24 protein-coding genes and 1 tRNA gene are annotated in these 26031 nt (G+C 65.0%); 10 read left to right on the plus strand and 15 right to left on the minus strand.

Annotated features, from left to right (window positions below; translation table 11 throughout):
- Window positions 1-15 precede the first annotated feature (15 nt).
- Window positions 16-966 (plus strand): rhomboid family intramembrane serine protease, encoded by a 951-nt coding sequence (locus HMPREF3157_RS00090; RefSeq protein WP_070435176.1) that lies wholly within the window; start codon window positions 16-18, stop codon window positions 964-966.
- Between the two features lie 168 nt (window positions 967-1134).
- Here HMPREF3157_RS00090 and HMPREF3157_RS00095 read toward each other — a convergent pair whose 3' ends face one another.
- The 3 genes from HMPREF3157_RS00095 to HMPREF3157_RS00105 all read right to left on the minus strand — a co-directional run bounded on the left by HMPREF3157_RS00095 (window position 1135) and on the right by HMPREF3157_RS00105 (window position 3458).
- Entirely contained in the window at window positions 1135-1572 is a 438-nt protein-coding gene (locus HMPREF3157_RS00095) for a hypothetical protein (protein WP_070435177.1), read from the minus strand.
- A gap of 115 nt (window positions 1573-1687) precedes the next feature.
- Window positions 1688-2527 (minus strand): aldo/keto reductase, encoded by an 840-nt coding sequence (locus HMPREF3157_RS00100; RefSeq protein ID WP_070435178.1) that lies wholly within the window; start codon window positions 2525-2527, stop codon window positions 1688-1690.
- 55 nt (window positions 2528-2582) lie between these two features.
- Window positions 2583-3458, minus strand: a complete 876-nt coding sequence (locus tag HMPREF3157_RS00105) for an aldo/keto reductase (RefSeq protein WP_070435179.1) — start codon at window positions 3456-3458, stop codon at window positions 2583-2585.
- Window positions 3459-3557: 99 nt separating this feature from the next.
- Between HMPREF3157_RS00105 and HMPREF3157_RS00110 the strand changes: the two genes are divergently transcribed.
- On the plus strand, window positions 3558-5162 hold the full coding sequence (locus tag HMPREF3157_RS00110) for an LssY C-terminal domain-containing protein (protein ID WP_083287981.1): 1605 nt from the start codon (window positions 3558-3560) through the stop codon (window positions 5160-5162).
- A gap of 24 nt (window positions 5163-5186) precedes the next feature.
- On the opposite strand, the gene nhaA (HMPREF3157_RS00115) is transcribed toward HMPREF3157_RS00110, so the two are convergent.
- From nhaA (HMPREF3157_RS00115) to HMPREF3157_RS00125, 3 genes are all read right to left on the minus strand, one after another.
- Window positions 5187-6530 carry a Na+/H+ antiporter NhaA gene (gene nhaA / locus HMPREF3157_RS00115; protein ID WP_016663660.1) on the minus strand — a complete coding sequence of 448 codons (1344 nt, stop codon included), beginning with the start codon at window positions 6528-6530 and terminating at the stop codon, window positions 5187-5189.
- A 168-nt stretch (window positions 6531-6698) separates the two neighbouring features.
- Window positions 6699-8081 carry a Na+/H+ antiporter NhaA gene (gene nhaA / locus HMPREF3157_RS00120; RefSeq protein ID WP_016663661.1) on the minus strand — a complete coding sequence of 461 codons (1383 nt, stop codon included), beginning with the start codon at window positions 8079-8081 and terminating at the stop codon, window positions 6699-6701.
- Between the two features lie 56 nt (window positions 8082-8137).
- Entirely contained in the window at window positions 8138-9481 is a 1344-nt protein-coding gene (locus HMPREF3157_RS00125; protein ID WP_070435180.1) for a M20/M25/M40 family metallo-hydrolase, read from the minus strand.
- Between the two features lie 109 nt (window positions 9482-9590).
- On the opposite strand from HMPREF3157_RS00125, the gene HMPREF3157_RS00130 reads away from it, so the two are divergent.
- Window positions 9591-10778 carry a glycerate kinase gene (locus HMPREF3157_RS00130; RefSeq protein WP_070435181.1) on the plus strand — a complete coding sequence of 396 codons (1188 nt, stop codon included), beginning with the start codon at window positions 9591-9593 and terminating at the stop codon, window positions 10776-10778.
- A gap of 35 nt (window positions 10779-10813) precedes the next feature.
- Here HMPREF3157_RS00130 and HMPREF3157_RS00135 read toward each other — a convergent pair whose 3' ends face one another.
- From HMPREF3157_RS00135 to HMPREF3157_RS10895, 4 genes are read right to left on the minus strand one after another with little or no spacing between them, the layout of a single operon-like run.
- Window positions 10814-12619: an ABC transporter ATP-binding protein gene (locus HMPREF3157_RS00135; RefSeq protein ID WP_070435182.1), complete on the minus strand. Its 1806-nt coding sequence runs from the start codon at window positions 12617-12619 to the stop codon at window positions 10814-10816.
- On the minus strand, window positions 12616-14577 hold the full coding sequence (locus HMPREF3157_RS00140; protein WP_083287983.1) for an ABC transporter ATP-binding protein: 1962 nt from the start codon (window positions 14575-14577) through the stop codon (window positions 12616-12618). The genes HMPREF3157_RS00135 and HMPREF3157_RS00140 overlap by 4 nt, the downstream gene beginning before the upstream one ends.
- Before the next feature lie 48 nt (window positions 14578-14625).
- Window positions 14626-15018 (minus strand): type II toxin-antitoxin system HicB family antitoxin, encoded by a 393-nt coding sequence (locus HMPREF3157_RS00145; RefSeq protein WP_070435183.1) that lies wholly within the window; start codon window positions 15016-15018, stop codon window positions 14626-14628.
- Between the two features lie 5 nt (window positions 15019-15023).
- Window positions 15024-15233 (minus strand): type II toxin-antitoxin system HicA family toxin, encoded by a 210-nt coding sequence (locus HMPREF3157_RS10895; protein ID WP_081976409.1) that lies wholly within the window; start codon window positions 15231-15233, stop codon window positions 15024-15026.
- 92 nt (window positions 15234-15325) lie between these two features.
- Between HMPREF3157_RS10895 and HMPREF3157_RS00150 the strand changes: the two genes are divergently transcribed.
- Entirely contained in the window at window positions 15326-16150 is an 825-nt protein-coding gene (locus HMPREF3157_RS00150; protein WP_070435195.1) for an alpha/beta hydrolase, read from the plus strand.
- Here the strand turns inward: HMPREF3157_RS00150 and HMPREF3157_RS00155 are convergent.
- Window positions 16147-16650: a hypothetical protein gene (locus HMPREF3157_RS00155; protein ID WP_070435184.1), complete on the minus strand. Its 504-nt coding sequence runs from the start codon at window positions 16648-16650 to the stop codon at window positions 16147-16149. The two genes, HMPREF3157_RS00150 and HMPREF3157_RS00155, sit on opposite strands and share 4 nt — an antisense overlap.
- The gene (locus HMPREF3157_RS00160) at window positions 16647-17648 is read right to left on the minus strand and encodes a LysR family transcriptional regulator (RefSeq protein ID WP_168161664.1); all 1002 of its coding nucleotides are present in this window, start codon (window positions 17646-17648) and stop codon (window positions 16647-16649) included. The genes HMPREF3157_RS00155 and HMPREF3157_RS00160 overlap by 4 nt, the downstream gene beginning before the upstream one ends.
- A 95-nt stretch (window positions 17649-17743) precedes the next feature.
- Between HMPREF3157_RS00160 and manA the strand changes: the two genes are divergently transcribed.
- A complete protein-coding gene (gene manA, locus HMPREF3157_RS00165; protein ID WP_070435186.1) occupies window positions 17744-18943 on the plus strand; it encodes a mannose-6-phosphate isomerase, class I in 1200 nt (399 codons plus the stop codon).
- A gap of 18 nt (window positions 18944-18961) precedes the next feature.
- Here manA and HMPREF3157_RS00170 read toward each other — a convergent pair whose 3' ends face one another.
- Entirely contained in the window at window positions 18962-20338 is a 1377-nt protein-coding gene (locus HMPREF3157_RS00170) for an MATE family efflux transporter (RefSeq protein ID WP_070435187.1), read from the minus strand.
- Between the two features lie 121 nt (window positions 20339-20459).
- Here HMPREF3157_RS00170 and HMPREF3157_RS00175 point away from each other — a divergent pair.
- The 5 genes from HMPREF3157_RS00175 (at window position 20460) to HMPREF3157_RS00195 (ending at window position 23742) form a co-directional block, all read left to right on the plus strand.
- A tRNA-Ala gene (locus tag HMPREF3157_RS00175) sits at window positions 20460-20532 on the plus strand.
- A 185-nt stretch (window positions 20533-20717) separates the two neighbouring features.
- Window positions 20718-21284, plus strand: a complete 567-nt coding sequence (locus HMPREF3157_RS00180; protein WP_070435188.1) for an isochorismatase family protein — start codon at window positions 20718-20720, stop codon at window positions 21282-21284.
- Window positions 21285-21338: 54 nt separating this feature from the next.
- Entirely contained in the window at window positions 21339-21860 is a 522-nt protein-coding gene (locus HMPREF3157_RS00185; protein ID WP_168161665.1) for a GNAT family N-acetyltransferase, read from the plus strand.
- A 74-nt stretch (window positions 21861-21934) separates the two neighbouring features.
- The gene (locus HMPREF3157_RS00190; RefSeq protein ID WP_070435190.1) at window positions 21935-22711 is read left to right on the plus strand and encodes a DsbA family protein; all 777 of its coding nucleotides are present in this window, start codon (window positions 21935-21937) and stop codon (window positions 22709-22711) included.
- 26 nt (window positions 22712-22737) lie between these two features.
- Complete coding sequence (locus tag HMPREF3157_RS00195; RefSeq protein ID WP_070435191.1) at window positions 22738-23742, plus strand: hypothetical protein; 1005 nt, start codon at window positions 22738-22740, stop codon at window positions 23740-23742.
- Window positions 23743-23750: 8 nt separating this feature from the next.
- Here HMPREF3157_RS00195 and HMPREF3157_RS00200 read toward each other — a convergent pair whose 3' ends face one another.
- Window positions 23751-25271: a pyridoxal phosphate-dependent decarboxylase family protein gene (locus HMPREF3157_RS00200; protein ID WP_083287985.1), complete on the minus strand. Its 1521-nt coding sequence runs from the start codon at window positions 25269-25271 to the stop codon at window positions 23751-23753.
- 231 nt (window positions 25272-25502) lie between these two features.
- The coding region (locus tag HMPREF3157_RS10595) for an HNH endonuclease (RefSeq protein ID WP_210386249.1) at window positions 25503-26031 on the minus strand (529 nt) is incomplete at its 5' end.

Genomic DNA, 26031 nt, shown 5'->3' on the forward strand with positions numbered 1-26031 from the left:
AGGTTCACTTCGTCGATGTCCCAGAGCTACGGAAAAGGAGCCGATCCGCAGCCGGGCGCGGAAGAGCCGCACTACACGAGTAGTACGGACTCCGTGTGCCCGCGCCACCCGGATCGGCCCTCTCTTATCCGCTGCCAGCGCTGCGATCGCCCCGCGTGTGTCGAATGTCAGCGCCGGGCCGCCGTCGGCGTCCATTGCGTCGACTGTGTGAGCGAGGCCGAACACAGTCAGCGTCAGAGTGCCCCGCGAACCGTTGTGGGAGCCGAGCCCGTGCGCACCCTCCCCGTCGTGACATACGCGATCATGGGGCTGTGCGCCGTGATCTTCGCGCTCCAGTTCATCGGGCTTGACCGCACGCTCTCGCAGTGGTTCATGTTCGCGCCGTTCCGCTCGCTCGCGATGCCGTGGACCTTCCTCACGAGCGGCTTCCTCCACGGGGGAATCGCGCACGTGGGTCTCAACCTGTATGCCCTGTGGGCCGTGGGTCAATTCCTTGAGCGTTCGCTCGGCCACTGGCGCTATCTCGCGGTGTTCCTCGTGAGCGTGTTCGGCGGGCACACCGCCGTGCTGCTTCTGTCAAGCATCGGCACGGATTCGTGGTTCACGGGTACGGTAGGCGCTTCGGGCGGTCTTTTCGGCCTGTTTGGTGCGCTCCTGATCCTCCAACGCCGCCTCGGTGCGGAGAGCACGCAGGTTCTTATCCTTATCGTGCTCAACTTCGTGATCGGTTTTCTCTACCCGGGTATCTCGTGGCAGGGCCACCTTGGAGGCCTCGTTGTGGGGGCAGCAGCCGTCGGCCTTTTCTTCGCAACCCGACCCACCGCCGAACCTGGCGCGGATCGGGTTGCTGTCGCGAAAAAATCGGCGCTCATTCACGGCGGCGTGATCGCGGGAATCGTCGTGTTGCTGATCGCCGCGTGTGCGGTCAAGTGGTGGCTCGCGGCACAGGCGGGCTTCCTGGCCTGACGCCGCTTCGGCTGGACCGGGTCTCACGCTTGTAGGGCTCCGCCTCAACAGAGTTATCCACAATGTTGTCCACGGTTGGGGAGAACTACATGGATGTCATTCACGCGTGAACAGCGCGGATGCCCCGCCCAATCGGGCGGGGCTTTCGCGTATGCGGTTCGCGAGCGCTTAGAGTGCTCGATGCGCCTCGTGTTCCCGAGCAACTTCGGCTTCGGCAGCCGCGACGCGCTCGCTCCACACCTCGCGGAGAGTCTCGAGTGCGTCGTGCGATGGAGCGTTCTCCACATCGAGCTCGAGGACCGTCGCGCCCTCGTCCTCCATGAGGGTCGCTTGCACGATGATGCGAGCGCTCACGAGCGGGCTGTCGTACTCGACGCGGATGCGGTGCCCGAGTGCCGAGCCGAGCACTTTGCCGATGATCTGGCGGTTCTTACCGGGGTTCTTGCCGAGGGGGCCGCCCACCATGAGGGGGATCGACTGAAGGCCGAGCCACGCGGGCAGCCACTGCTGGGTCATGCGGTCCCACGCCTCGTCTTGCGAAAGCGCGAAATGACCGCGTGCGCGGAACGTGTAGTCGGTGCGTGAAAGGGTACGTGCGTCACTCATGCCTCTAAAATAGGAAGGCCCGCGCCCCCGGGGAAGAGGGCGCGGGCAGTTTCCGCACAGTGTTCGTGAACTTGTTACCTTCCGCTTGGCGGAACGAAACTTCGCCGCCGACGGTTTACTTAAAATCCGCCGTAGCCGGATCCGGACCGCCGCGGCCGTCGGCGCGCGAGAGGGCGTTGATCTTCTCGATCTCCTCACCGCTGAGCGTGAGGCCAAGCGACTCCCAGTTCTCGGCGATGCGCGAAGGCGTGACCGACTTCGGGATCGCAATGGTGCCGAGCTGGCGGTGCCACGCGAGGATGACCTGGGCGATGCTCGCGTCATGAGCCTTCGCGATGGCCTCGAGCGCGGGATCGCTCAGGACGTCACCGCCCTGGCCAAGCGGCCCCCACGCCTCGGTTGCTACGCCGTACTTGGTGTTGGTGACACGCAGCTCGGCTTGGTTGAAGTAGGGGTGAAGCTCGATCTGGTTGAGGACGGGCGTCACGCCGCTCGTCTCAATGAGATCCTCGAGGTTTTCCGCGGGGAAGTTGGAGACACCGATCGAGGTGATGCGGCCTTGCTTCTGAAGTTCGATGAAGGCCTTCCACGTGTCGTTGTAGAGGCCGAAGCTCGGGCACGCCCAGTGGATGAGGTAGAGATCGAGCACGTCGAGGCCGAGCTTGCCCATCGACTCGTCGAAGGCACGCATTGTCTCGTCGTAGCCCTGGTTCGCGTTCCACAGCTTCGTCGTGATGAAAAGGTCCTTCGGGTCGACGCCCGCGGCATCGATGCCCTGGCGCACCCCCTCCTCGTTGCCGTAGACGGCGGCGGTGTCGATGTGGCGGTAGCCGGTCTCGATTGCGGCCTTGACGGCGGCGGCGGTTTCATCGTTCGGAACCTTGAACACGCCGAAGCCGAGCTGCGGGATATGCTTCCCGTCGTTCAGGGTTGTGAGTGGGCTTTCGTAGGCCATTGTTGTCTCCTTACGGTTGGCGGTCACGGACTGTCGGGGCTGCGGTGCGTGGTGCCTAGCCTTGGTAGCCGGCTCCTCGCTCCATGGTTTCCGGGTCGAAGCCGGTTCGCCCGGCCTCGCCGCGGTCGAGGGCCGCGATTGCCGCGAGGTCCTCGGGCGTGAGGCGCACATTGAGCGCGCCGAAGTTCTCGCGGATTCGGCTCGGCGTCACCGACTTCGGGATCGCGATCGTGCCGAGCGCGAGGTGCCACGCGAGCACGACCTGCGCGGGGGTTGCCTCGAGGCGCTCGGCGATCTCGCGGATGATCGGTTCGTCGAAGAGGCCCTTGCCGCGATGAAGGGGCGCCCAGGCCTGGCTTAGCACGCCACGTTCGCGATTGGCTTCGCGCAGGTCGTTTTGTGCGAAATAGGGGTTGAGCTCGATCTGGTTCAGCACGGGCACAACCCCCGTCGCCTCCGTCAGCTCGTCGATGCGCTGTGCCGGGAAGTTCGCGACGCCGATCGAGGTCACGAGGTCCTCCTCGCGGAGCCTGATGAGTTCCTCCCAGGTGTCGACCGCGAGGCCGTTCATGGGCATGGGCCAGTGGATGAGGTAGAGGTCGACGTAGTCGAGGCCGAGCCGTTCGAGGCTCTCTTCACATGCGCGGCGCGTCTTCTCGCGCCCGTGATCGTCGTTCCACACCTTCGTCGTGACGAACACGCTCGAGCGCTCGAGGCCCGAGTTTCGCACGGCATGCCCCACGCCCTCTTCGTTGCCGTAGAGCTTCGCGGTATCGATGTGCCGGTAGCCGGCCTCAAACGCACACTCGATCGCGGCCTCCACCTCATCGTTCGGAGTCTTGTACACCCCGAAGCCGAGTTGGGGGATCTTCTTGCCATCATTGAGGGTGAGCAGCGGGCTTGTCGACGCGAACTCGCTCGTAGAGGTCATCGAATCCTTCTTCCTAAAGCCTCACACAAGCCTATAAATCTCCATCGGGCGGTCCCTGAATCATCGGGATCGGGAGGCGTCGCCCGTACAATGAGCGGCATGGAGGCTTACGGGGGGCGTGCACGCGCTGAGGCGAGGCGACCGTCGCAACCGCTCGTTCTCCCGGAGAAACCGCGCGTCGTGCCCCGCCCGCCGCACACGAAACGCACCCGGTTCGCGAAGTGGAAGCGGCCCGTTCCGCTCACGTATCCCGAATATGATCACGCGGCCGGCCATAGCCACGACCGCCCGCGCCTCGAGATCTACCCTCGTCTTGACGCCCTATTCGTGCTGCTCGCGACCGTTCTCTCGCTCGTGCTTGCCTACGTATTTCTGCGGCAGGGCCTCACGACCAACCCGAGGCGCCTCGTCAACCTTCTCGTGTTTTGGCTCGTGTTTACCTACGTCGCTCTCCCGCGCATTCACCAGGCGCTCACGGCCGTGTACGTTCCCGACTACTTCATGGGGCGTACGCGCACGGCCGACGGTTTGCTCGGCGATCCCGTGAACCTCGCGTTCGAGGGCTCGGAGGAGGATATCCACGTCGCGATGCGCAAGGCCGGCTGGGTTCTCGCGGAGGAGAACACCCTGCACAGCGCCCGCCGCAGCGTGGTTGCTTTCCTCCTGAGGCGCTCGTACCCGCAAGCGCCGGTGAGTTCGCTCTTCCTTTTCGGTAGACGTCACGAGTTCGCCTACCAGCAGGAGGTGGGGGGAACGACTCTGAGGCGTCACCACATTCGGTTCTGGCGAGTGCCGCACAATTGGGTCATGCCGGGCGGGCATCGCGTCACGTGGCTTGCTGCAGCGACGTACGACCGGGGCGTGGGCCTCTCGCGGTTCACGTTCCAGATCACGCACAAGATCGACGAAAACACGGACGTCGAACGCAACTACGTCGTCGATACTCTGTTGCACGCCGACCACGCTATTCCCGTGGGTGTTATCAAGGATTATTCGACCTCCTACCACCACAGGAACGGCGGCGGGGATCCGCTTCGCACGGACGGTCACTTGCCCGTCGTTGACGTGACGGGCGCCGAGGCTCGCTCGACCGGGTCCACCGCGGTGATCCAGCCGCGCAACCGTGCCACGGGTATCTTCTACCTGCGTGGACGCTCGCTGCGCCCGCGCGAACTCATGCAGTCGCTCGAGCGCGAATGGCATGGCGCTCGCGAGGATTTTCTGCAGGCACTCCGCAACGTCGGCGACCACCACCTGCCGCCCCCATCGATCGGGTTCGTCGGGCTCATGATCGCGCTTGAGGCGGCAGCGGTGGTGGCTCTGTGGGGGCTCGTGTGGGCGAAGGGATCGGGGGCCGCGCAGGCCGACGGCATCGTGCGCGCCCTCGGCTTCGATCAGCTCGGCGAAGCCCCGCTTCTGCCTTTCACCGTGCTCGTTGCGGGGCAGATCCTGCTGTTCCTGTTCATGCTTGGTCGCAACAGGTGGGCGAGGCTCGGCCTCATGGCCCTTCTCGCCTTCGACTCGCTTGCGCGCATTAGCGTAGCCGCGCTCGAGCCCGCGGGAGCGGCGAGTGCCACCGAGCTGCTCGGTGTTGGGCTGAGCACCCTCGCGCTTCTCACGCTTACCTCGGATGCGGCACGCATTTGGGTGCATACCGACCGCATCGCGTACTACGCGCAGCGCGAGGAGGGCGCCGCCGAGTAGAGGCGGCGGTCTATTCCCCGGCGGCTACTTCGTGCGCGAAGTATCGTCGGCAAACACGTCGGGGATGCCGTCGTGGTTCACATCGACCTTTTCGCGTTCGGCGATCTTCGCATAGCGGGCGTTTCGCGGCGTGAGGATGGCGGCGCCCACGATCGCGGCGAGCACCGAAGCGGTGAGCACGCCGACCTTCGCCCAATCATGCGCGGGGTTGGCAACGTCGAAGCTGAGCTCGGCCACGAGGAGTGACACGGTGAAGCCGATGCCGGCGAGCGCCGCGACACCCGTGAGGTCGATCCACTTAATGTCGGGGTCGAGGTTTGCGCCTCGGATCCGCGTCACGAGGAACGTCGTTCCCACGATGCCGAGCATCTTTCCTGCGACGAGACCGACGGTGATCCCGAGCGCAACGCTTGAGGTCCACGCCTCGGCGAGCCCGCTGAGGCCGCCGACGGCGACGCCCGCGCTAAAGAATGCAAAGATCGGCACGGCGATGCCCGAGGAGAGCGGGCGGAAGCGGTGCTCGAACGTTTCGGCAAGCGAGTAGCGCTCGCCGTACTTCGAAAGCGGATTCACCGGGATCATGAAGGCGAGGGCCACGCCGGCGATCGTCGCGTGGATGCCGGAGTTGTAGAAGAGCGCCCACACGATGAGGCCGAGCGGGAGAAGAACGAACCACGCGGCGCTGTAGTGCTTTTTAAAGAGTGCCTCGGCCTTGTTGGCGACCAGCCAGTAGAGCGCGAGAGGGATGAGCGCGAAGGCAAGGTAGTGGAGCTTGAGGTCGCTCGAGTAGAACACGGCGATGATCGTGATGGCGATCAGGTCATCGACGATCGCGAGGGTCAGGAGGAAGGTGCGCAGCGCCGCGGGGAGCTTTGAGCCGACGATTGCGAGGACTGCGACGGCGAAGGCAATGTCGGTTGCGGCGGGAATCGCCCAGCCACCGAGTGTCTCGGGGTTTGCCGCATTGATGGCCGAGTAGAGCAGGGCCGGCAGCGCGACGCCTCCCGCAGCGGCCGCGACGGGCACGAACGCGCGGCGGGGATCACGCAGGTCTCCTTTCGTGAGCTCCATCTTGAGTTCGAGGCCTACGAGGAAGAAGAAAATCGCGAGGAGTCCGTCGGCCGCCCAATGTGCGAGGGAGAGGTCGAGGTCCAGCCAGCTTGTCGAAAAACCGACGTGCATGTCGCGCAGGGAGAAGTAGGCGTCGGCGGCAGGGGAGTTTGCGAGGAGGAGTGCGAGGATGGTCGCTCCGACGAGGATGAGGCCACCGGTGGTCTCGGTCGTGAGGATTTTTTCGATGCGCGTGAGTTCGCGGTAGGTGCCGCGGGCGAGGATCGCGTCGGTACGGCTCTTGTGCTTGCTCGTCATGGGAGTCCTTGGGGCTCGGCGGGCATTGTCAACGAGCGAAGCATCCGGAGCCTCGCCCGTGCCGACCAGACTTCCCGGCACACCAGCCACCCACACTACAGGCTGAGGTGCGAATGGGGCCCGGGTCGTGTGACCCGAGCCCCATTCATGCGGGCGGTGTGCGAAGCCCTATGGCTGCGACGTGCGCGAGGTGTCGTCGGAGAACACGTCGGGAATGCCGTCCTGGTTCTCGTCTCGCGATTCGAGTTCGGCGATCTTCTTGTAGTGGTTGTTGCGGGGGATAAGAAGAATCGAGCCGACGATCGCGGCGAGGAGCGAAGCGGTCAGCACCCCGACCTTTGCGTCTTCCACGAGCGGGCTCGAGGGATCGAAGCTCAGCTCAGCAACGAGAAGCGACACGGTGAAGCCGATACCGGCGATGGCGGACATGCCGATGAGGTCGATCCACTTGATCTCGTCGTCCAGGTTCGCCTTCGTCAGCTTCGTGACGAGGAAGGTCGTACCCGTGATGCCGAGCATCTTGCCGCACACGAGGCCCACGATGACGCCGAGGGCGACGGTCGTGGTCCAGGCGTCGAGAAGACCGCTCAAGCCGCCCACGGCGACGCCAGCGCTGAAGAATGCGAACACGGGAACGGCAACGCCAGTCGAGAACGGGCGAAGCCTGTGCTCGAGGGTTTCGGCGAGCGAATGCTGGCTGCCGTAGGCGCTGCGGGCATGGACGGGCACGCAGAACGCGAGTACGACGCCCGCGATGGTGGCGTGCACGCCCGAGTTGTAGAACAGGATCCACGTGATGACCGCGAGCGGGAAGAGGATCATCCAGGCCGCAGAGTAGTGCTTCTTGAACAGCCATTCGGCCTTGTAGGCGACGAGCGCGTAGATCGCGATGACGGGGATTGCCGCGAGGAGGTACACGAACTTCGTTTCCTCCGCGTAGAAGATCGCGATGATGAGGATGGCGATGAGGTCGTCGACAACGGCGAGGGTGAGGAGGAAGGTGCGCAAGGCGGCGGGAAGCTTCGAGCCGATCAGGGTGAGCACCGCAACGGCGAACGCAATGTCGGTCGCGGCGGGAATCGCCCATCCGTTGTGGGAAGCTTCGGGACCACCGAGGTTCACGAGCGTGTAGATGATTGCGGGTACCGCGACGCCACCGGCCGCGGCGAGCATCGGCACGAGGGCAAGCTTCGGGTCGCGCAGGTCGCCACGCACGAACTCGTGCTTGAGCTCGAGGCCTACGAGGAAGAAGAACACGGCGAGGAGACCGTCGGCTGCCCAGTGTGCAACCGAGAGGTTGAGGTTCAGCCATCCGAGGTCGAAGCCGAAGTGGGCGTCGCGGATGGTGAAGTAGAGGTCCGCGAGCGGGGAGTTCGCGCAGATGAGCGCGAGGATCGTCGCGATGACGAGAGCAATGCCGCCCGCCGATTCCTTCGTGAGGATTTCTTCGACGCGGCTGTATTCGCGGAAGGTTCCCTGCTCAAGGATTTTTCGTGGGGTGCCCGGTTTGGGCGCGGGCAGGTCGTGTTTCGACGCCGGCTTGCTGTTCACTGCGTGCCTTTCTGATTGGTCGAGTGTGGTGAAGTGGGGTTCTCGCGACGCTTGAGCTACGAGGCGCTCAGGTTCTCGAGGAGGGCGAGGAAGAACGCCTCGCATTTGTCGATTTGTTCGAGGTCAACGTATTCCTTGGCGCCGTGGGCCTGGGCGATGTCGCCGGGGCCGATCACGACGGCACTCATGCCCGCGGCCTCGTAGATGCCTGACTCAGTGCCGTACGTGACCTTCGTGGGGCTGATGGTCATGCCGAGTTCGCGCGCGAGCTGTGCGGCGTCACCGTCGGTCCCGCAATCGAGCGGGTAGAGAAGCGAGCGGATCGTGAGGCTCGCGCCGACGTTTTTCGCTTGCTCGGGATCGGCCGGATCGGCGGGAATTGCCTGCTTCATCTCGTCGTCGAGTTCGGCGATCTTCGCTTGGATGCGGCGGGCGATCGCGATCGCGTCGTCGCTTGGCAGGGCGCGGTATTCGAAGAGCAGGTGGGCGTGCGCCCCGACCGTGTTGATCGCGTTGCCGCCATCGAAGCGGTTCACACCGCCCGTGATGTGGGGGACGAGGAAGGCGGGATCGTTCGGGCCTTCGGCTACGCCGCGGTCGATGATTTCTTCGTGGAACCAGGTCGTGAACTCCGCTGCGTAGCGGTTCGCGTTGAGACCTCGGGGCAGGAGGCTCGAGTGCGCCGCAATCCCGCGGAAGTCCGCTTCGAACGCGTTCATCGACTTGTGGCCGGTGATGACGTCCATCATCGTGGGCTCACCGACGTAGGCGATGCGCGGCGCAATATCGAGGGTTTCGAGTTGCTTGACGAGTTCGCGCGCACCGTTGCAGCTCGTTTCTTCGTCCCACGTCGCCGCGAGGTAGACGGGTTCGGTCAGCTCGGCCGCGAGGAAGCGGTCGGCGAGGGCCGTGAAGGTCGCGAGGTACCCCTTCATGTCGGCGGTGCCGCGACCATAGAGTTTTCCGTCCCGCTCGGTGGGCTCGAAGGGATCGCTGCTCCAGTTCTGCCCCGTGACGGGCACGCAATCGGTGTGGCCAGCGATGAGGATGCCGCGGCGCTCTGCGACCTGCACGTGCACGGGTGTGCTCTCACCATCGAGCCGGTTCACGCCGCCGCGCCCGGTGCCGTAGTCGCGACCGAGTACGTCCTTTGCCGCACGGTCTGTGCTATCACCAGCGGTTTCTCCCGCCGCGGGGAATACGGCCACGAGGTTCGCATCGAGACCGTCCTCTTCGCGGAACACGTGGGTAGTGACGCCCTTGCTCGCGAAGATCCGCTGCAGAAGCATGATCGTGTCGAGGTTCCCCGTGTGGGAGGTGCTGTCGATACGCACGAGAGCTTCGAGAATTTCGCGGGGACTCGAAGGCAGGGTCGACTCGGGGTTCTCAGTTTGCGACATAATTCCACGTTACCCCCTTGACGGTTTCGTCGGGAGGAGCGGTACTTTCTCTGTGAGAGAGCTGTCGAAGAACGCCCAGATTAAAAGGGCAGGAGTAGGGAGGCCCGCGGTGAGGGTTCTGATCGCGCCCGATTCCTTTAAAGAATCGATGAGTGCGCGCGAGGCGGCTGAGACGATCGCGCGAGGAGTGCGCGCGGTTATTCCGGGGGCGGCGTGCACGCTTGCTCCGGTGTCCGACGGTGGCGAGGGTTTCACTGCCTCCCTCGGGACAGCGCTCGGGGCCACCCTCCATTCCGTCACCGTTGCGGATGCCCTCGGCCGCCCCGTGAGCGCAGAGTACGGCCTCGCCCCGAACGCGCAACCGTCCACAGCGGTCCTCGAGATGGCGAGCGCCGCGGGACTCATGCACCTTCAACCGGGGGAGCGCGACCCATTGAGCGCGAGCACGCGCGGCGTCGGCGAACTCATCTCCTCCGCGCTCGATCGGCTTGGCGAGGGCGGCCGGCTCATCATCGGCCTTGGCGGCTCCGCAACGAATGATGGCGGGGTGGGGATGCTCGGTGCGCTCGGCGCGCGGTTTCTTGATTCCGACGGCCGCCCGCTTCCCCCCGTACCCGCCTCTCTAGCCGGGTGCCTTGCCCGCATCGACGTGAGCGGCCTCGATCCTCGGCTCTTTGAGGTCAGCATCGAGGTCGCGTGCGACGTGACGAACCCGCTCCTTGGCACGAGTGGTGCAAGCGCGGTCTTCGGCCCGCAAAAGGGCGCGGATCCCGCCACGGTGGCGAAGCTCGAGGGTTTCCTCGGGGAACTCGTGGAGGCTGCGGAAGCGTCGGACCCTTCCCTTGGCGCCCGGGCTCATGCAACCGAGCCCGGTGCTGGCGCCGCGGGTGGGCTCGGCTGGGCCCTCGCGACGTTCCTCGATGCGCGATTCGAGCCGGGTTTCGATCTCGTCGCGCGTACGGTGAGCCTCGAAAGAACGATTGCGCACGCCGATCTTGTCCTCACCGGCGAGGGATCGATTGACGCGCAGACGCTTAACGGTAAGGCCCCCGCGGGTGTCGCCGCTCTCGCAAGGCGCCACGGCGTGCCGTGCGTGGCCTTCGCGGGACGCATTGGCGAGGGCGCCGAGGTGCTTTACGCTCATGGTGTGAGCGCTCTCGCGCCGATCGTGCAGGGAGTGACGACTCTCGAAGAGGCCCTCAATGACGGTCCGCGCAACCTCGAGCGTGCAGCGGCAACCTCGATGCGACTCATGGAGATCGGGAACATTGCAGTTCACAGCCATAGAGCGGAGTGAACCCGGGTGCGTCCTCGTGCGCGAAGAGGGGAAGCCTAGAGCGAATCCTGCCACGCCTTGTAGAGGGCGGCGAAGCGGCCTCCCTGCTCGATGAGCGCCCTGGGGGCGTCGTCTTCGACCACGACCCCATCGTGGAGCACGAGCACACGGTCCGCGATCATCACGGTCGAGAGGCGGTGAGCGATGATGATCGCCGTGCGGTTGCCGAGGAGCTTCGTGAGGCCCTCCTGCACGAGGCGTTCACTCGGCAAGTCGAGCGAACTCGTCGCTTCGTCGAGGATGAGCACGTTCGGGTTCGCGAGGAACGCACGCGCGAACGAAATGAGCTGACGCTGACCAGCGGAGACGCGCCCGCCGCGCTTGCTCACGTCGGTGTCGTAGCCGTAGGGGAGGGCCTCGATGAACTCGTGCGCGCCGATCGCTTTGGCCGCGCGCACGATCTCTTCGCGGCTTGCGCCGGGCCGCCCTAACTCGATGTTGTCGGCAACGGTGCCGCTGAACAGGTACGCCTCTTGGGTCACCATCACGACATTGCGCGTGAGTTCCTCGCTCGTGAGGTCGCGAAGATCGACACCGTCGAGCTCCACGGAGCCCTGCGTGACGTCGTAAAAACGCGAGACGAGCTTCGCGATGGTCGACTTGCCCGCACCCGTCTGCCCGACGAGTGCGACGGTCTGGCCTGCGGGAATCGTGAGATCGAGGGGCTTGAGCACGAGGGGGCCATCCTCGCTATAGCGAAACTCGGCATCCGTGAACTGAATTGCCCCGCGGCCGCTCGCAATAGATTTTGCGTGCGCGACGGTGGGCTCGGCAACCGTCGGAACCTCCCACAAAAGCGCGCTGATCTTCTCGAGTGCCGCCGTGGCCGACTGGAACGAGTTGTAGAAGTTCGCGATCTCATCGACGGGCTGGAAGAAGCGCCTCGCGTACAGCACGAGGGCGAGGAGCACGCCCACGCTCAAGTCGCCCGCGAGGACGCGGAAGCCGCCCACGACGAGGACCGCCGCGACCGTGACGTTCGCGAGGAGGCGCAGCGCGGGCTGGTAGATGCCGAACACGGAGATCGAGTTGAGGGTCGCGCGCCGATAGTTTTCGGCGAGCGCGCGGTATTCGCGCGAGTTCGATTCCTCCTTGCGGAAGGCCTTGACGGCGCGGATACCGTTCATCGCCTCGACGAACTGCACGATGAGGGCTGCCGAGTGGGTGCGCATGCCGCGATAGGCGATGCGCGAGCGCACCTGGAACCACACGGTGAGGGCGATGCACGGGATGAGCAGCACGAGCATGATGAGCCCGGTTGGCCAGTCCATCGCGACGATCGATGCGGCGGTGAGAACCATCGAGAGGCTCGAGCCGATGAGGATCGGCACGCCGAACTCGAGAAGCTCGCGCAGGGCCTCCATGTCGGACGTTTGGCGAGAGACGATGCGCCCGGAGGTATAGCGTTCGTGGAACTCGAGAGAAAGGCGCTGCGTGTGCCGGAAAACGCGGCGGCGCAGCTCGAGCAGGAGCCTTTGGCCGATCACCGAGGACTGGCGGGTGAAGGCAAACGTGAGGAGCGCGGCGAGAATTGCACACGCCGCGTGGAGCCCGGCCGCGCCGAGTGCGGGCAGCGCGTCGCCGTTGATGAGTGCGGGGAGTCCGTGGTCGATGCCCCACGCGAGAATCGCGGGGCCTGCCACGACAGCGGCCTGCGCGAGAACCACCATGATGGCGACAAGTATGATCGAGCCCTTTTCGGGCGCGAGTAGCTCGCGCAGCAGCGTAAGCGAGCGCTTGCGCGAGGCGCGGTTTTCTTCCCTCGTGAGCTCGTGATCTTCTTCTTCGACCGCTTGGCTCATCGCGCACCTCCCATCTCGTCAACCGCTTTGCGAATCTCGGCGACCTCGAGGCTTCCCGTTTCCGTCGCGACCCGCGTCAGGTTTCGGTTTCCTCGCGCCTCTTCTTCCTGGTTCGCGATCACGTAGCGGTAGCGTTCGCTCGAGGCCATGAGCTGCGTGTGTGTGCCGACAGCCGTGATGCGGCCATCCTCGAGGAGTGCGACGCGGTCCGCGAGCGCCACGGTCGACGTGCGGTGCGCGACGATGAGAGTTGTCGTGTGCGAGAGCACCTCTCGCAGCCGCTCCGTGACGCGCTCCTCGGTTTTCGTATCCAGGGCGGAGAGCGGGTCGTCGAGGAGGAGCACCGTGGGTTTCGCAGCGATTGCTCGCGCGAGGGCGAGGCGCTGGCGCTGGCCGCCCGAAAGGCTCATTCCCTCCTCGCCGATGTGGGTCTCGATGCCCTCGGGCAAGTCGTAGGCGTAGCGCGCGTCGGCGGTGTCGAGGGCGAGTTCGAGGGCCCGGTCGAGCCCGGCGCTTCGCGTGGACGTGCGCGTCACCGGGGGCACGGTTCCGTCGGAACCAAAGAGCCTGTCCGCAAACTCGACGGTTCCGACGGTTCTTTCGTACCCGGGTGCCCCAAGGAGCACGTTGTCGCGAACGGAATCGCTGAAAAGCGTTGCGTCTTCGAACGCGAAGGCCGTGATCCGGTGGAGGGTGTCGAGGGGGATGTCGCGCACATCGTGACCGTCGATCGTGATCGAGCCCGAGGTGACGTCGTAGAGGCGCGGCACGAGCTGGAGCAGGGTGGATTTGCCGGAGCCTGTGATGCCCACCAGTGCCATGGTCTCGCCCGGTTCGATCTCGAGGCTCGCCCCGTCGATGAGATCGGGCATGTGCGCGGGGGAGTCGGAGTAGCGGAAGTGGACGTCGTGGAGGGCGAGTCTCCCTGAGAACGAGTGCCCGGGCTCGAGCGTCGGCGTCTCGGGATCGGCGATGGTGTTCGGGGCGTCCATGACGTCGAAGTAGCGGTCGAGCGCGGTGTTCGTATTGATGAGCATGCCGAACAGCTGGCCGAGCATGCGCACGGGGCCCGTGACAAGCACGGCAGTCACGAAGTAGGCGCTCAATTGGCCGAGGTTCATGTGGCCGTGTGCCGTGAGGTAGATGCCGAGGAGGAGGCTGATGGAGGTGGCAATCTCTGGAAGGCCGTACATGAGCATGTCGAAGCGCGCGATCGCGGTGGCCTTTTTGACCTCGGTGCCGCGAAGCTCGTCCGCCTGGAGGGTGAACTGTTCGAGAGCCGTGGGGCCGCGGCCAAAGGCTTTGAGTACGCGGATGCCCTGGACGGATTGTTCGATTGTGGTGGCGAGGTCGCCGTTTTGGTCCTGCGAGAGACGAGAGAGGGTGGAGAACTGCCGGTTGAAGCGGAACGAGAAGATCCCGATGGGGATGGCCGCTGCAACGAATACGAGAGCGAGGATCCAGCTCGCGCGGATGAGTAGTGCGATGCCCACGATGGTCGTGACGGCCGTGGTCACGCCCATGATGACGCCGAACGCGATCCAGCGGCGGATGAGGTTCGTGTCGCTCATCGCGCGCGAGAGTAGCTGCCCTGAACTCCATTGGTCGTGGAAGGCGACGGGCATGTCCTGGATTTTGTCGTAGAGATCGGTGCGCATGTCGCGTTCGATGGCGGTTGCGGGAACGAGCGCAAAGACGCGGCGGAGGAACAGGAGGAGGGCCTCGAAAATACCGAGCACGAGCACGGTTGCGCCCGCGGTCCACACGGCTGTTGCGGTGCCACCCTGGACGAGGTCGGAATTCACGAGGCGCTCGAGCACCTGAGGAATCATGAGCCCGAGTACCGCGCTGCCGATCGCGCACACGAGACCGAGCATGAGACGGACGCGTATGGGCCGAACGATTCGCCACAGCCGGATCATCGGATGCGGGTGCGAGGTCGCGGAGTTTTTGTGCATGGCCTGCACGATTTTACCGGCGGCTCCCGTTTTATGTGGGCTGTTTCACTAGGTGGGGGCGGTCTGTTTCTCGAGCTGGGCGATGCGCTGATACGAAAGGCCGAGTGCCTCCGCGGTGTCGCGTTGGCTCATGCCGCTTGCGCGCAAGGTGCGGACGGCAGCGCGTGAGAGGCGGGCCGCCTCGGCGGAAGTCTTTCGAGACTCTTCCTCAAGGTCGCGGGCTTTTTGCCATGTCGAGCTCACGTCGCGCGGAAGCTGGATCGAGAGATCGACGGTCACCTTTGATTCGTCGACATCGAGGTAAAGGCCGATGGCCTCGGCTGCGACGGCGCGGGCATCCTTGAGGTTGCGTGTTTGAGTCGCGATATCGAGGGCCGGAATCTCGACAACCCACCATCGACCTTCGCGGCGAGCAAGGACGTGAAATGGCGAAGCCACCATGAGTGCTACCTCCACTCTTTCGGTGCTTGGGAGCCGAGCGTTCGTGCGATGCTTCGAATGACGCCCGGCGAAATTTCTGGATGAGCTGGAAGGATGATCGGGGAAGGGTTCAAGGGGTGCTTCCACTTCTCGTGCGAGCCACGCGTACTGTCATGTCTCCACCCTCGTGCCCGAAGCACCTTGGCAGCGTCGCGGTACTTTATTGGCTTGACCATAGGGTAAATCTAGAGCCCCTTGATGTTCAAGACTAGCGCCCCTAGTCAAATGTGGATGGGTGTGAGTGTGGAGCGGCGACTACGCTGGAGCCATGATTCACTCACGCATGGATTTCCACTCGCCCGCCCTCGGCATGGGAACGAGCGCCGTTGTGCTCTATCCGCAGCAGACCGATGGCCAGATCGGCATGGCGGGAGGGATCGACCTCGACGACAACGGCGAGCCGCACGTTCGGGTCCTGTACCTCCTGCACGGTCTGAGCGATGACTGCACGGGATGGACGCGCCGTACGAGCATCGAGCGCTACGCCTCCGCGAAGGGGATCTGCGTGGTCATGCCCGAGGTGCGCCGTTCGTTCTATGCCGACGAAGTGCTCGGCGAAAAATACTGGACGTACGTAAGCGAGGAGCTTCCCGCCCTCATCAACCAGACCTTCCGCGTCTCGACGGCCCGCGAGGACACGTTCGTTGCCGGCCTCTCAATGGGAGGCTTTGGCGCGATGAAACTCGCGCTCAACCAGCCCGAACGCTTCGCTGCGGCAGGCTCATTCTCGGGCGCGCTCGCGGTCGCCCAGCGCGACTACACCGAGTTCGGGCATGCGATGCCCGCGCGCGTGTGGGGGCAGGGCCTCACGCCCGAGGCCGGCAGCGTGTACGAGCCGTTCTTCGAGGGCGTCGAGCAGGGGAAGTTCCCCGCAATCGATGACGTGAATGCGCTCGCGCGCGCTGCCGAGCCGGGATCGCTCCCGCGGCTCTGGATCGGGTGTGGGACGGAGGATTTCCTGCTCGAAGAGACGCGCACATTCGTGCGGACGCTCGAAGAGCGCGGCCACGCTCACGAGGTGACGTACACGCCCGGCGCCCACGAATGGGCGGTGTGGGACGAGTACGTGCGCCGCTTCCTCGACTGGATCTAGCGCGAGGGCTCTTCGCCGGATTCGCTAGTGCCCGCGGCGGGTGTGCTCTCAAGGGCATCGAAAACTTGGCCCGAGGTCGCACCCTCAAGGATCGTCTCGCCCACGATAGCGATGGGCAGCGCCGCGAAACCGCCGTGCTGCTGCGCGAACGCCCACGCCTCGGTGTCCTGGTGGAAGTTCACCCACGTCGTGCGGGGGTCGGTTGGCTGGAGGCCGATCTGGATTTGAGCACTGTGCCGGCTGACCGGTGACCACACGATGATCGCGTGATCCGGGGCGCGGCGTTGCAGCGCCTCGAGCCACGGCGTGTGTTGGCCTTTGCGAACGGGGGAGACCCACCACGCGAAGAAGAGCGTCGGCACGAGGGTGATCGTCATCGTGATCCACCACCCGTAGTACGCACAGATCGCCGCGGCAATGGCCCCCACGAGCAGAAACATGAATGTGCGGGCCCACAGGCGGATCGCGGATGGGCCGTGCGGGCGATTGCGAGTGGTCATTGTTCGGCTCCTTCCCGCGCACTGGCCTCGATGTCGGCGAGCGCCTCGAGTTCACTGAGATCGCCCGTATCAAGGTGGACGTGGGCGTGGGTGAGCGTGCAGCCGTGGGCGTTCGCGTTGTGCCGGAGGGTATTGACGAACGCTGCGATCGCGGGAATCTTGAGGGCGCCGGGCCGGTTCACGATTCCGATCACGCGATTGTCGAGTTCAGTGACTTCTTTGATCACGACTGTGTCGTTGGGGTAGGCCTCAAGCGCAATTTCGGGGAGGAGCGCCACGACGCCCGTGCCGTGCCCCACGAGGCGCTGCGCGACCGTCGAATCGTCCGTGCAGTACCGAATGTTTGGCGTGAAGCCCGCGACCTGCGCGTGGTGGCGGAGGTTCGCGCTGCAGCGATCGCATCCCGCAACCCACGCCTCGTTCTTGAGGTCCCTCATCGAGATGTCATCGCGCGAAGCGAGGGGATGATCTCGCGGCAGGATGAGGCGCACGGGATCGGCGAGTATGGGCGTCCACTCGAGTGACTCGTTTTCGTCAGCCGGGGTTTGCGCGTAGCGGAAGATCATTGCCACGTCGAAGTTATTGCCGCGCACCCCTTCGAGCGCCTCTGGCGGCTCGCACTCGGTGAAGCCGAGCTCGATGCCGGGGTAGTCCTTGTCCATGCGGGCGAGGGTTGGCGGTAGCAGCATGGCGGCGGCCGAGGGGAAGGCCGCGCAGCGCACGAGCCCCTTCTTCAGGGCGGCGAGGTCGTTCATTTCAGTCTCCGCTGCCTCGAGGTTCGCCGCGATAGCGGCGGCGTGCACGGCGAGACGTGCCCCAGCCTCGGTGGGGGTCACGCCACCCGAACCGCGCACGACGAGCTGCATGCCCGTGTCCTTTTCGAGGGCCGCGATGTGCTGTGAGACCGCGGGTTGAGTCCAGCCGAGCTCACGCGCCGCAGCACCAATCGAGCCTTTGGTGACCACCCTGTTGAAGATCACGAGTCTGCGAGGATCCATGCCTGCAAGTCTACAGGCGCCCAAAGGGATCCTTATGGGGTGGGGGATATGTTTAGGATTGATTCTTGTAACACCTTGGCGGCGGAAGGCAGAGGATGCGGCGAATTAACGGCCATCGCCAGCGCTACGCGTGGGGCTCGCCTACAGTTCTGCCACAGTTCCTTCGAACGGTAGCCGACGGCGAGCCGTGGGCCGAACTGTGGTTCGGTGCCCACCCGCTCGCTCCCGCCACCGTGGCCCCGAGCAATCTCGCGCTCAACGAAGCGGTCAGCGCCGACCCCGAAGGGATGCTTGGCGATTCCGTCGCGCGTGCGTTTGATGGCGCACTGCCGTACCTGATGAAACTCATCGCGCCCGCGGAGCCTCTCTCACTCCAGGTGCACCCCACGCGAGAGCATGCGCGCGAATGCTTCGCAGCGGAGAACGCCGCGGGCCTCCCGCTGGACTCTCCCGAGCGCAACTACCGCGATGCGAACCACAAACCAGAAATGGTCCTCGCCCTCGAACCCTTCGAGGCGCTGTGCGGATTCCGCACCCCGCGCAAGGCCGCCTCGATCCTCGAGGGGCTCGAGGCACCGCTCGCGAAACGCATGCTCGACCTCCTGGTTGCGCAGCCGAGCGCGCACGGGATGCGCGCGGCTTTTCGCATGCTCGTCGCCCCTGCCATGCGCCCGGAGCCGTCCGAAATCACGGTGCTTGCCAACGAATGTGCGGCGCGGCTCGAGTCGCACCGCTCGCCTTCCCCTCGCATTGACCGAGCCGTGGCGCTGCTTAACGAGAAATACCCGGGCGATCCAGGCGTCGCCGCAACGCTTCTGCTCAATCCCGTGTCGCTTAAACCGGGCGAAGCGATGTTTGTTCCCGCTGGCGCTCTGCATTCGTATTTGAGCGGTTTCGCGGTCGAAATCATGGCGTCGAGTGACAACGTGCTGCGCGCGGGCATCACCCCCAAGAAGGTCGACGCCGACGAGCTTCTCCAATGCGTCTCCGTGACCGCCGCCCCGCCGATCCGCATCGCGCCAGAGCGCCTGAGCGATGCCACGAGCGCGTACTTCGCGCCGATCGACGACTTCGAGCTCTCAACCTTCACGAGCGAAGTCCGCGATGATCCGTCGGCCCAAACGCTCGTGGGCACTGGCCCGCGCATCGTGTTGTGCGTCGAGGGGTCACTCACCCTCGAAACCTCGGCGGGAGTGGACACGCTTGAGCGGGGCGAGGCCGTCTTCATCGCCGCGAGCGAAGGACAGCTTACGGTGCGTGGGCACGGCAGGCTCGTGCAGGCGAGCGTCCCGTAGTCCGATTCCGACGGTTGCCTACGCCTCGAGGCCCTCGTGTTCTTCGAGGTGCATCCACGCGTCGGTTCGTCCGCGCCACCAGAGCGTCGCGGCGCGCGAAGCCAGGAACACGAACGTGAAAATGGCCCACAGCAGCGCCAGTGCGAATGGGGAATCGGCGGGAAGCAGGCCGGCGTCGGACACCCACCAGAGTCCCAGGGCAAAAGGGATATACGCACCCATCGTGACGAGCCCGGCGAGCCCGAGGTAGCGGGCGTCGCCAGCACCCATGTAGACCCCGTCGAGCACGAACACGTAGCCCGCGAGCGGCTGCGCGATGAGCAGCACGACAAGCGCCCACGTGAGCGAGCGCTGCACCGCGGGATCGGGCGTAAACACTTGGGGGAGCACGAACGACGCGAGAAGGAGCACGGCGGCGACGGCGATCCCGCCGACGAAAGACCAGCGCACGAGCGTACGCGTCACGGACTCGACGCTCTTGCGGTCGCCCGCCCCGAGATGCTTACCGGTGAGCGCTTGCGCCGCGATCGCGAGGGAATCGAGGGCGAGCGCCGTGAGGGAGAAAACGGAGTTCATGAGCTGATGCGCCGCGAGCGTGACCTCGCCGAGTTTGATCGCGATGGCCGTGGCCGTGAGGAGCACGACGCGCATCGTCACGGAGCGGATGAAGAGCCAACGACCCTCCCGCCACGCCGAGTTCACGCCCGAGAAGTTCGGGGCGAGGCTCACCGAGTGGCGTCGGGCCCCGCGCACGATGATGCCGATGTACCACGCGGCCATAGCCCACTGGCAGATGAGTGTGCCGATCGCCGAACCCGCAATCCCGAGGTTGAGGCCGAAGATGAGCACCCAGTTGATCGGCACGTTGAGCGCCGCACCGACGCCCGCGATGATGAGCGTGATGCGCGTGTCCTGGAGGCCGCGCACGAGCCCGAGCGCCGCTTGGATCATGAGCATCGCTGGCAGGCCTGCGGCGGAGATCTGCAAGTAGGTTGCCGCCTCGTGTGCGACCTCGGGGCGAGGGCCGAACAGGCCGATCACAACATCCGCCCCGAAGCCAAGCACGAGCGCGCACGCGAGGCCGATGAGTGCGGCGAGCCACGTGGCATCGATGCCCTTCGTGAGGGCGCGGGTCATGTTCCCCGCTCCTACGGCGCGCGCAACCGCCGCGGTCGTCGAGTACGCGAGGAAGATCGCGAGGCCCACGACGGTTGTGAGGATCGTCGAGGCGATCGAGAGGCCGGCGAGGGCAGCCGTGGACACGTGCCCCACAAATGCGGAATCCACGAGGATAAAGAGTGGCTCGGCAACGAGCGCGCCGAGCGCGGGAATCGCGAGCGCGAGGATCGCGCGCGCGTCGGTGCGTGGGGCAGCAAGCGGGGCAGAAGAACTCACGGCACGATGCTAAGGGGCCGCTGGCTGCTCCCTCGAGGCGCGGGCGCGGCAAACGTGATGAGGAAGTCACCGCTGCGATTCGGTGCGAGCCTCGCTGTTGCGGTAAAGTGGATCCGGTTCAGGGGCTATAGCTCAGTTGGTAGAGCGTTTCGTTCGCAATGAAAAGGTCAGGGGTTCGATTCCCCTTAGCTCCACTGGAAAGGAAAGACCCCAGGCAGCGCCAGGCGTGTGGCGTGCCTGGGGTTTTCGCATGCGTTGCCATCCCCCGTGCCTCGACCGAGAGTATTCATTGGGTCACTTCCCAGCTATGCGCAGTTACTTTTTGTCGTGTGAGGCCCAAGCGAACTTCGACCGTGCAGCCGTAGGAAGGATCGAACGAATGAGCACTTTTAGAGACCGCAAAGAGACTGCGCTTGTGGTGGTCGATGCCCAGACGGGTGTTCTTTCCTCCTGCCACGACCGGGACGCCGTTGTCGACCGAATCAACGACCTGGTGACTTCGGCGAGGGAGGCTGGGGCCCCTGTGGTCTGGGTGCAGCATTGCAGCGACGAATTTCCAGAGGGCAGCGACGTGTGGCAAGTGACCGCCGAGCTTCAACCCGAACAAAGCGAGCCGCGAGTCCTCAAGCGCTACGGAGACTCATTCGAAGACACGACCCTCGAGGCTGAGCTTGCGAAACTTGACGCCGGCAAAATTATCGTGTGTGGTGCAATGACGGACGCCTGCATCCGTTGCACGATCCACGGGGGTCTCGCTCGTGGCTACGACGTCACCCTCGTCTCGGACGCGCACACGACCGAGGACATGCGACAGTGGGGTTCCCCTATCGGGCCAGAAGAGGCCATTGCTTATCTCAACATGGCGTGGTCGCACACGTCCGCCCCTGATCGTGATGTCGAGGTGATCGCCGCTGCAGCGATCGATTTCGTCTGCCCTGCGGCATAATTGGCGGCCAGCCGCCGCTCAATAACCGCGAGAAAGGGGCGATCCTCAATGTTCGTGGTTCGCTCCCTCGATTCGACCGATAGTGACGAGATTCTTCGCGTTCTCCAGGACGACGGCGGCTACGCGATGCGCGTCAACGGCGAGAAAACCGATTCCCGCACTGTGGCCTCGCTCCTGAACGACAAACCGCCCGAGGTGGGCGCCGATGATCACCATGTTATGGGCCTGTGGGTCGACGACGAACTCGCGGGAGTCGCCTCGTTTGTCGCGGGGTGGCCGTCCCCGGACATCGCGTATCTCGGCCTTCTTCAGCTGCGTACAAGCCATCAAGGTCGTGGGCTCGCCCGTGCCTTTCACCACGCACTTCGCACCGAGTTTCCCGGGCGGTGGCGCCTCACCACGGTCGTCGACACCAACGCCGAGGTCCTCCCGTTTTGGGGGCGCCTTGGGTACGCGCGCACGGGGGAAACGAAAGAGTGGACCAGTGATTCGGGCCTTCGCCACGAAGCTATCGTCATGGAACTTCCGGCTTCACGTGAGCGCTCTGCTCCGCTCCACTCGCTGCCCACATCGTGAACATTTCTCACGATTTTCGTCTCAGTCCCCATGAGTCCCGAGGCTTCTTCAACCGGAGGCGCCACAATAGCTCCATGGATAGTCACAAGACTTCGCACGAACCTGCCCTGAGCCGCCTTGTCACCACCCGCCGCGCCGCGATTTTTGCTGGTGGCGCGACCGCCGCGGCACTCCTTGCCGCCTGCGGAAATTCGGGGAGCAAGGAAGGCGGGAAAGCGTCGGACTCCGGCGGTTCCGACGCCACCCCCGCCCTGCCCGAGCCCACTCAGAGCGCTGCGGTCAGCGTGCCGTTCGACGAATCGAAGCCTTACCTCGAGTTCAACCCCGATTCCAAGGGGCCGGCCGTCGAGTTGCTCGTTGATTACCGCTGCCCTCACTGCAAGCTCTTTGCCGAGGCGCAGGATAAGGACATTCGCGAGCTCGTCGAGAAGGGCTACATCAACTATCGCGTGTACCCGCGCCCGATGCTCGATAAGGTCACGGGCCTCAATTTCTCGAACGATACGGCGAGCGCCGTTGTCGCGTCATGGGCTGAGGATCCGAAGCTGTTCTGGGACATGAACGACGCGATGTTCGCGCTCCAGCCCGAATCGCCGGAGGACCCCACGCCCGATACGGCCGAGGTTGCCGAAGCCGCGGTGAAGGCCGGCGCGAGTGAAGAGGTCAAGAACGCCGTCCTCGACGAGAAATATCGCGACTACGTCGCCACCGTTGAAGAGGTCGGCCAGGAACGCCAGGTGGGTACCCCGACGGTGTACATCGATGGTGAGGAGTGGATGGGCGACGGTGAAAAGCCAGGTACGCTCAAAGCCGACCTTGTGAAAGCGATCATCGCGAAGGCTAAGAAGTAAAATTTCGCGATTGATAGCCTGAGACCATGAAAAAGCGAGCCGAGCGCGAATGTGATGCCGGCTCGCTTTTCACGTGGCACGTGCCGTTTTTTGCGGTTGCCAATCGCCGAGCTTTCGCGCGCGAGCGGCGTGCACGCGTGGAGGCGTGGTGTGCGCGGCAACCGTCGGAATCGTTTGAGCGGCGAGCGGTCGAGATCGTGACTTCGGCTGTGCCGCCGTCGCCTGCGTTATGCAGGGCTGCGCTCGAAAAGCTCGAGGCTGAGCAAGGTCGTCACCAGGCTCTTCGAGCGCTTCTCTTGCAGAGGTTCGCGCTTTCTGTGCTTGATCCTGGGACGGCGCGTTCAGGGCGAAGGGCGCGCGTTTTTGGTCCGACGGATGCCTACGATGCCGCAGCAGAGGCGTTCGCGTGGTGTGAAGCCGCGCGAGGGGGCGGCGGCGTTGCCAGTATTCCCGATGTCGTGGTTGAGCTGGGGCTGACTCTCGTGCGCACGGCGCTTGTCGCGGGCGTGACTGACGCGGTTGAAGCGCCGCTTGCTGCTGTTGCGGAGAACGCCTCCCGCGTCCACGCTGTGCACGTCCGCTTTCACGCGTGGTCGTCGATCGCGATTGCCCGGCTCGCCCTGGGCGATCCCGAAGCAGCGCTCATCCCCGTCAACCGCGCGAAAATTCTTGCCGACCGCGCTCGGGACCTCGCCGGGCAGTGGCACGCCGAGCGGATCCGCGCGCAGACGCTGAGTATTGCGGGGCGCACATGGGCGGAGGCTGCCGCTCACGCTGAGGTCGCCTCACTCGCCGAGCGCGTTGCCGACGATCTCGACAGCACTCCTGATCTGCGCCGCGATGCGACGATTTCGGCACTTCAGGCACGCGCGCACCTGCTTGTGCACATGCGAGAAGACGGCCGAGACCAGGCTGCCTCGCGCGAAGCAGAGGCGATTCTGCGCCGCATTGTCCGGGCTCGGGTAGCGGGCGATGCCGATGAAGCTTCGCTCGCCGAATTCGAGAGCCTCGCGCTCGCGGACTCGCGCTGAGAGGGGCGTTAGGCCATCGTGTCGCGCAAAACCGCGATCACGCGGTCCGCTTCCGTATCGGGGTTCACGAACACAAGTCGCAGCACCGTTTCGCCGCTGTGCTTCGTGGGGATGCACAGGATCACGCCGTCGCGGGCCATGCGCTGCGACCACTCGTGATACTGCTCGTCGGTCCAACCCGGGCGGCGGAACACGAGAACGCTGAGCTCAGGCTCGATCACCATCTCGAGGTGCTCGATATCGTCGATGCCGCGACGCACCGCGCGTGAAGTGGAGAGGCACTTTTCGATCGCCTCGGAATATTTCGCCGTGCCGTGGGTGAGCAGCGAATACCACAGCGGGAGGCCGCGCGTGCGACGCGAAAGATGGGCCGCGAGATCGCTCGGGTTAGCGTCGGACCTCACGATTGAATCCAAGTATTCGGCGTGCTGAGAATGCGCGCGGTAGGCGGGGCTCGGGTCCCGGTACACGAGGGCGCAGCAATCGTATGGGGCGAAGAGCCACTTGTGGGGGTCGACGATGAAGGAATCGGCCTGTTCGATGCCGTCGAAGCGCGGGCGCGCGCTCGGGGCAGCGAGGGCGGCGCCACCGTAAGCGCCGTCGATGTGAACCCACACGCCGCGCGCGTGAGCGACCTCGACCACGGAGCGGATGTCGTCAACGATGCCGGCGTTGGTCGTGCCGCCCGAGGCGACAACTGCGAACACGCCGGGGTTCTCGTCGAGGGCGCGTGCGAGATTCGGGCCGCTCAGGTGTCCGCGCTCATCAACGGGAACGGTCACGACTTCGACGTCGAGGAGGCGCGCCGCGCTGCGGATCGAGGAGTGGGCGCTGCTCGCGCACGCGACCTTGAAGCCGGTTGTGGGGCGGCCGTCCATGAACACGCCGCGGGCGGCCCATTCTTCGCGGGCCTTCTCGCGTGCCGTGGCGAGCGCCGAAAGGTTGCCGCTTGTGCCTCCCGAGACGAAGGCGCCAGCGGACTCTTCGGGCCAGCCGAGCAGATCCATGAGCCACCGCAGCACCTGGTTCTCGGCCCAGATTGCGCCCGCTCCGGCTTCCCACACGCCGCCGAAAACGTTAGCGGCGCTCACGACGTTGTCGAAGGCGACGGCCGCGCGCGTGGGTGCGCCGGGAATGTAGGCGAGGTTCATGGGGTCGTCGGCGGCGCGGGTTGCCGGGATGAGGATGTTCTCGTAGATCTCGAGGGCGCGGTCGGCGCCGATGCCCTCTTCCGTGATCATCTCGCCGGCGAGGGCCTTGACTGCGGCGTCGAGCTCAGCCGCGGGGCGCGCTGTGGCCTTGGGGTCGTGGGCGAGAGCGGTGTGCTCGCGTGCCCACTTTTGCGCGGCTTCGACGGCGTGCTGCTCGTCGCCCCACACGCTCGAGAGCATGCGGCTCGGGCGTTGGGTCGCGTAGGCGGTGGAGGCGGAACTGTTGGTGTTGGGGTCGGTGCCGGTGGCAGCCAGGTTTTCGTTCCGACGCTCGCCCGCGCCCTGTCGAAGGTCATTCTTCTGTTCGTTAGTGCTCACGCTCTCAATCCTAGGTGCGCGGGCCGGGACCCGTGGCAGAACTGAGGCGCCCCATCGCTCCGAAGCAGGGGACGCCTCCCGCCCCCCGGACAATCTCCACGAATGGCTCTGGTGTCTTCTCGCTAATGGCGGCGTGGCCGCTTTTGGCAGCGCGGCCGTTTCCGCAGACTCTTGCGTCTGTCGCGACTCTCGCATCTGTCGCGAGCGTTCTTCCCGTGGCTTTCAGGTTGCTTAGCTGTCGTATGTGGGGGTGGTGCTGGTGTAGGTGCGGCCGTTTGAGGTGGTCCAGGTGGTGGTGTGGGGTGTGGTGCCGGTCGTGGTGGTGACGGTGAGGGCTTCTTTGGCGAGGTTGCATCGTGCGCAGAGGCCTTGGGCGTTGGTGAGGGTGGTGGGTCCATTTTGGGCGTGGCGTTTGATGTGGTCGATGTGGGTGATGGGGGCGTTGCAGTAGGGGCCGCGGCAGGTGCGGTCTCTGAGGCGAACGAGTTCGGCGAGGGCTTTGGGGAAGAGTCTGGAGCGGGAGTCCATGGCGAGGACTTCACCGGTGGTGGCACTGGTGAAGATTCGTTTGTATTTGATGAGGACGTCATTGTCGAGAAGTTCGCTCAGGTAGTCGTAGCCGGCTTTGGCGGTGATGGGGCCGGCCTCGGGAATGTAGGCGCTGGAGACGTCGGGGTTGACGGGGACGAGTAGCCCGATCTCGAACCTTCGGGCACGGCCTGGCCCCCGAACTGGGGTTACCCGCAAATCGTGGACACGT

Origin of the sequence: Dermabacter sp. HMSC06F07, from assembly GCF_001807345.1 — a bacterium.
GTDB classification, from domain to species: domain Bacteria; phylum Actinomycetota; class Actinomycetes; order Actinomycetales; family Dermabacteraceae; genus Dermabacter; species Dermabacter hominis.